Origin of the sequence: Microcoleus sp. AT3-D2 (assembly GCF_036705715.1) — a bacterium.
Taxonomy (GTDB): domain Bacteria; phylum Cyanobacteriota; class Cyanobacteriia; order Cyanobacteriales; family Microcoleaceae; genus Microcoleus.
Window position 1 is genome coordinate 1 of record NZ_JAUBVE010000029.1, and the last position, 6,410, is coordinate 6,410.

General features: G+C 45.6%; 3 protein-coding genes and 1 pseudogene. 3 read left to right on the forward strand and 1 reads right to left on the reverse strand.

From position 1 onward, the window contains the following. Window positions 1–41 precede the first annotated feature (41 nt). Window positions 42–1,757 carry a potassium-transporting ATPase subunit KdpA gene (gene kdpA, locus QUB44_RS14535; RefSeq protein ID WP_333368521.1) on the reverse strand — a complete coding sequence of 572 codons (1,716 nt, stop codon included), beginning with the start codon at window positions 1,755–1,757 and terminating at the stop codon, window positions 42–44. Between the two features lie 599 nt (window positions 1,758–2,356). Between kdpA and QUB44_RS14540 the strand changes: the two are divergent. The 3 genes and pseudogenes from QUB44_RS14540 to QUB44_RS14550 form a co-directional block, all read left to right on the forward strand. Continuing rightward, window positions 2,357–3,157, forward strand: a pseudogene (locus tag QUB44_RS14540) (sensor histidine kinase). Then, window positions 3,154–3,846 carry a response regulator transcription factor gene (locus QUB44_RS14545; RefSeq protein WP_333368524.1) on the forward strand — a complete coding sequence of 231 codons (693 nt, stop codon included), beginning with the start codon at window positions 3,154–3,156 and terminating at the stop codon, window positions 3,844–3,846. The pseudogene QUB44_RS14540 and the gene QUB44_RS14545 overlap by 4 nt, the downstream one beginning before the upstream one ends. 141 nt (window positions 3,847–3,987) lie before the next feature. Next, a partial coding sequence (locus QUB44_RS14550; protein ID WP_333368527.1) for a choice-of-anchor Y domain-containing protein occupies window positions 3,988–6,410 on the forward strand: 2,423 nt, incomplete at its 3' end.

A 6,410-nucleotide genomic window follows, 5' to 3' on the forward strand; every position in this document is an offset into this window, starting at 1 on the left:
AATGCTAAAACTTCGTTGTGCTTACCTCAACGACCTCTTGGCTATTTGAGGCTTTTGCAAAACCGGGATGCTCCCATTTCATATCCTTCGGCAATTGGTCCTAAAGCTAGAACTGGGAAAAATGTCAGGGCGCCTAGAATTAAGATTACTCCTGCGGTTACGGTGGTGAACAAAACTGAATCGGTTCTGAGAGTGCCCGTTGTTTCGGTAACCAGTTGTTTGTTCGTCATGCTGTCAGCTAAAAGCAGCAGGGCAATAATTGGAACGTAGCGCCCCAACAGCAAGCTAAAACAGGTGCTTAAATTCCACCAAACTCCTGTCGGGGCGGGTTGAGAGTCGGCTAATCCTTCCAAGCCCGAACCGTTGTTAGCCGCCGCCGAAGCGTATTCGTACATCACCTGGGAAATGCCATGAAATCCCGGGTTGCTGATGCCGCTCAAACTGTCGGTAAGGGCGAGGGAAATGGCACCGGGGATTAAAACTGCGATCGGGTGAATTAACAAAACAACGCTGGCTAAAACAATTTCCCGTTTTTCAATTTTGCGTCCCAAAAACTCCGGCGTTCTCCCCACCATTAATCCGGTGAGAAACACGCTCAAAATTGAGTAAATAAATAAGTAAGCCGTTCCCGTTCCCTGTCCGCCCCAAACGATTTGCAGAAACAAATTAAACAGAGTAGCAAAACCACCGGGAGGCATTAAAGAATCGTGCATTCCGTTGACAGCGCCGCACATTGTGCCAGTCGTAGTCACCGCCCACAGTGCAGTCTCGGCCCAGCCAAATCTAACTTCTTTGCCTTCTAAATTTGGTTGTTGCGCGCCCAGTAAATTATTAATTTGAGGGTTGCCGCCGTACTCGCCAAACGCTGCAATACCAATCAAAATTACATAGATGGCAAACACCATCCAAAAAATCAGCCATCCCTGCTTTTTGTTGTTGGCAAATCTGCCGTAGGTATGAATCATAGCTGCTGGTATAGAAACCATTGCTAGTGTTTCCAGCAGGTTGGTAAAAGGGGTAGGATTTTCTAAGGGGTGAGCCGAGTTCATGGCAAAAAATCCGCCGCCATTTTCTCCCAGTTGTTTGATGCTTTCAAAGTGAGCTACTGGGCCGCGAGATATTACTTGCGTGCCGCCTTCTAAGGTACGGGCAACGGCGGGTTCGGCGAGGGTTTCCGGGACTCCTGACATTAGCAAAAATAAGCCTATTACCAAAGAAAGGGGCAGCAGAATGCGGGTGATTGATTGAATTAAATCGATGTAAAAGTTGCCCAGCGGGCGACCGGTTAATCCCCGGATAAAGGCAATTCCTACTGCTAAACCCGTGGCGGCTGAGGTAAACATTAAAAAACCCAGAGTTAACTGGGATAGATAACTGAATGTTGTCTCGCCGGAGTAATGCTGTTGGTCGGTATTTGTGAGGAATGAAATAGTTGTGTGCAGCGCAGTATCCCAGGTTGGGGCACTTAGGCTGGTGGGATTTAAAGGCAGTACTCCCTGAAGCATGAAAATTAAAAACACAAATATGCCCATTGCTGCATTGCTGTAAAATAGCGATCGGGCATATTGCCAACCTGTCATCGAATCTATAGACCGGATATTGGTGGTTTTATAGATGAGTTGTTCTAGAGGTTTAATAGCGGGGTCGAGAATGGTTGGTTCTCCCATGTACACCCGCGCCATGTAATTACTAAAAATAGGGGCGATCACTACTACAATGATTAGCGTTAATGCGATTTGAATTAATCCTTCAAGCATAACTGAGCCAATACTTCCTTAAAAGTGCAATCTGCTTTTAAAAATCAATATACTTGCCGCTAGGATTTTTGATAATCAGCCCGCAGATATAAGTTGCCGTTTACCTGTTATGCTTAGCTGCTATATATTTTTACGGACAGACAAATGTTTAAATATGTAGCAGTATGTATGCTTGCAGATATAGATGTTATCTAAACGCTGGTGTTGCGTCACAGGAGACAAATTTTGGCGAATAAAAACCGCAGGAATAAGGCATAGAGTAGAGTGTAAATATAAAATATAAAATGGATGGATAAAGGATGTTAAACAGCTTATTGAAAATCACAGACAACCTGGCAACTCAAGAGAAGTATTTGCGGGGGATGTGGTCGATCGCAATTTTATTTGCGATCGTTGTACTGCTGGAATTTACTACGCCCTCGGAGTATCTGTTTGGGTATTTGTATACGGGCCCGATTTTACTGGCAAATTCGCGATTGAGTCGGTTGGGTAAGTTACAAATTACGCTAGTAGCGGCAGCTTTGACGCTGTTAAATTTGTTTTTTCCTCCTGGAGAAGCGATCGCCCTAGCGACAGTTGCAAATAGATCGATCGCAGTCATGGCTTTAGGGGTGACGGGATATTTAAGCGATCGCAACCAGCAGTACCAAGAAGCGATCGTGATCGCTAAAGCTGAGTTGCAGTCGCAGCAGCAGCTAGCAAGCATCCGAGAAGATTTTGTCTCTACTTTGAGTCACGACTTGAAAACCCCGATGCTGGGGGCGATCGAAACAATTAAAGCTTTTCAGTCAGCAAAATTTGGGAATGTCACCGCCAGTCAGCAAAAAGTTCTCGAAACAATGGCGCGATCGCACAAAATGTCACTACAATTAGTAGAAACGCTGCTGGATGTTTACCGGAATGATGCCGAAGGTTTAAAACTGCAACTTGCGCCCGTAAATTTAGTAGCTTTGGCAGAAGAAGTAATCGCAACACTCATCCATTTGTCGGCGGCGCGCCGGGTTTACATTAATATGAGTTACGGGGAGTCAGATTTCCGCCGCTCTTTGTGGGTAAATGGCGATGCGGTGCAACTCCTGCGCGTTTTTGTTAATTTGCTAACAAACGGCATTAACCATTCTCCTCGCGGTGGCAAAGTAGAAATTGTTATGGAATCTTATGCGAGTTATCAGGTGGTGAAAGTTATCGATAGCGGGTTGGGAATCACCGCCGATGAACTGCCCCACTTGTTCTAGCGTTTTTATCAAGGACACAGCGATCGACAAGCCAAAGGATCGGGATTGGGGTTATACTTATCTCGCCAAATTATTGACGCCCACGGCGGTATAATTTGGGCAGAAAATAAATTGCCACACGGCGCTTTGTTTGGATTCCGACTCCCTGCTATCCCAGAGAAATGAAACCAGTTTATCCCTTGCGAATTCTCTTGGTTGAAGACGACGAACTGTTTAGGTTGGGGCTGCAAACGCGGTTGCAGCAAGAAACTTGCTTGCAAGTAATTGCTGAAGCCGAAGATGGCGAAACGGCAGTAGAATTGACTCAGGAACACTTGCCAGATGTGGTAGTTCTCGATGTCGGTTTGCCGGGAATTGGAGGTATTGAAGCGTGCCGCCAAATTAAACAGCGACATCCAGCTATTCCCGTTTTAATCTTAACTTCTCATTCGCAAAAATCCTTAATTGAAAGATTGATTGGTGCGGGTGCTCAGGGCTATTGTCTAAAAGGAATTGCGGCGGAAACTTTGGTTCTGGCAATTCGATCGGTAGCGGCGGGCGCTTCTTGGTGGGATCAAGCCGCGACTGCGGAAATTAGGGCGGTTTTTGCTAATCCCGAACCTTTGAAAAATGGGTTGAAATCGGAACTTTTAGAGAATCCGCTGACGAAGCGAGAACAGGAAATTTTGGCTTTAGTTGCGGGGGGGAAAAGCAATCAAGAAATTGCTCAAATATTGTACATTGCTCCGGGGACTGTGCGGGTTCACGTACACGCGATTTTGCAAAAGTTAGAAGTGCGCGATCGCACTCAAGCTGCTGTTCTCGCAATTCAGAAAGGATTAGTAGCAGAAGAACTGTTAGGCAGTCAATCTTAAGTGGGGCAGTTTATAAGGATTGCCAAACCTCGCTCGCTAAAAAGTATCAGTTTTATCAATTTTATAATTTGCTGAAAAAGATCACTTGACACACAGATAATGAAAGAGTAAAATTATTTATACATAACTTTTTCTTCAATCATGTCGTCATTAGATGTATTTTTCTCCGAGTACGTAGAAGGTAGCGGCAATAATAAAGCTTTAGAAATATACAACGGTACTACAGCACCAATAAACTTATTAACAGGAAATTATGTTGTACAAACATATTTTAATGGCAACAGTGTTCCCACACAAACCTTTCCTTTAACGGGAACGGTAGCTGTTGGCGATGTTTATGTTTTCGCACTGAATAATGGCGACGCTGTAACTAATAGCACTCTTGCAGCTATGCTTGCCCAAGCTGATCAAACTGATACAAATCAATTTGGCTGGTACAACGGCAACGATGCAATTGTACTGCGAAAAGGGGGAACAGGAGGTCAAGTTGTAGACTCGATCGGTCAAATTGGATTCGAGCCCGGTACACAGTGGGGAACTGGACTTATCAGTACGGAAGACAACACCCTGCGCCGCACTCGAAATGTCACCGATGGCGATCCAAATCCTAATGATACCTTCGATCCGATCGTGCAATGGCAAGGATTTTCCCAAAATACAGTAGGCGATTTAGGTAGTCACTACGCTGCACCAGTTTTAAACAATTCCGGTTTCCCAACACTGACAGCTATTAATGAAGATATCCCAGCAGCAAGCAACACGGGTACACCAATTTCTGCCTTAATCAGTGGTTTAGTTACTGATATTAATAGTGACCCTCAAGGTATTGCTGTAACTGGCGCAGACAACAGCAATGGCACTTGGGAATACTCCGTCAACGGCGGCAATTCTTGGAGGCCTTTTGGTGCTGTTTCTAATACTAACGCCACGCTACTCGGCTCGACATCTCTGTACGCAGGTCAATTGGGAACTCCACCTGCGAGCCAACCTTGGATGGCTTTAGGAAATGTTAATCAGGCTAATCCTTTGGGTGGTGTTGTTGCTACTCAAACTTTAAATGGTGGTTCGACTACCCTCAACAGCCTTGCGAATCAAAGTATTTATGCAGGTTACAGCACTCACACCCCTGTCCCTGTCTTTAGCGGTTTTCCTCCAACTTTAACAAGTGTTACTTTTAGTCCTAAAAAGGCGGCGGTGCCAGTTCTCGATCGCACTTTAGGTTACAACATTCGTTTTGATGTCAAAATTAACAGCGAGAGTCACACCTTTGCCGACAGCGACAAAAACGGAGACACTCTTTCAGATCGCGCCGGTTTCAGCCTGGTAGCTATTAGTTCCGACGGTCAAAAAGGGGTAGAAATTGGTTTTTGGGACAACGAAATTTGGGTTCAAAAAGATGGAAATGCCGATGCGGGCCCACTTTTTACTCATGATATTGCCAATACTTCTCCCGATCGCTGGTTTGGCAACACCACCCAACTAGCCAGTTATGAACTCGCAGTTTTAGGCGATAACTTCACGCTGTTTCGCGACGGCACTGCGATTCTCAACAACCGTCCCCTGCGAAACTATACTAGCTTTGCGGGCCCGATTAACCCCTATAAAACTCCCAATTTTCTGTTTATTGGGGATGACACTACCTCTGCATCTGCCAGTTTTGAATTAAAAAACGTAGCAGTCAAAACAGCAGAACCGAGGGTTCGTTTCGTACCGAATCAAGATTACTTTGGAACGTCGCCCAGTCTAACTTTCGGGGTGTGGGATACAACCGATAACATTGCTAGCGGCATAACGGGAGTAAACGTGTCGGTAAACGGCAGCACATCGCCGTTTAGCAGCGAAAGCGAGACGGCTACAATTACCGTCAATCCTGTTAACGACGTACCCTCGTTTATTAAAGGGGTCGATCCCATCGCCAGCCACAACGCAGGCCCCCAAATCATCCCCGGATGGGCCACAGGTATTTCCCCAGGCCCCGCCAACGAATCGGCTCAAACTGTTAGTTTTCAAGTGGTGGGGAATGACAATACTGCTTTATTCAGCGTACAACCCGCGATCGACTCTTTAGGACAACTGACTTTTACGTCGGCGGCGGGTGCAAGTGGCACAGCCAATATCACTCTAAACCTCAGAGACAGTGGCGGTATAGCTAACGGTGGCGTCGATACTTCGGCAAACCAGACATTTGTGATTAACATAACCAATAATCCACCGTTCGCAGTAATTGACAATTACAAAACCCTGCACGGTAAAGTCCTGAATGTGCCTGTTGTTGAGGGAGTTTTAGCCAACGACATCGACTCGGACGGTGATGTATTGACGGCAACTAAAGTCACAAATCCCAACAATGGCACTCTCGGATTTAATACTGATGGTTCGTTTACTTATACTCCCAATCCTGGATTTTCTGGACCCGATAGTTTTACTTACACTGTCCGTGACGGGGCTGCTACTTCACCAGCCATTTTAGCAAATATTAATGTCACAAATAATCCACCGTTCGCAGTAATTGACAATTACAAAACCCTGCACGGTAAAGTCCTGAATGTGCCTGTTGTTGAGGG

Excerpts from the sequence above, each read along its gene's own strand:
- kdpA (WP_333368521.1), bottom strand. The coding sequence starts at position 1,757 with ATGCTTGAAGGATTAATTCAAATCGCATTAACGCTAATCATTGTAGTA.
- QUB44_RS14545 (WP_333368524.1), top strand. The coding sequence starts at position 3,154 with ATGAAACCAGTTTATCCCTTGCGAATTCTCTTGGTTGAAGACGACGAA.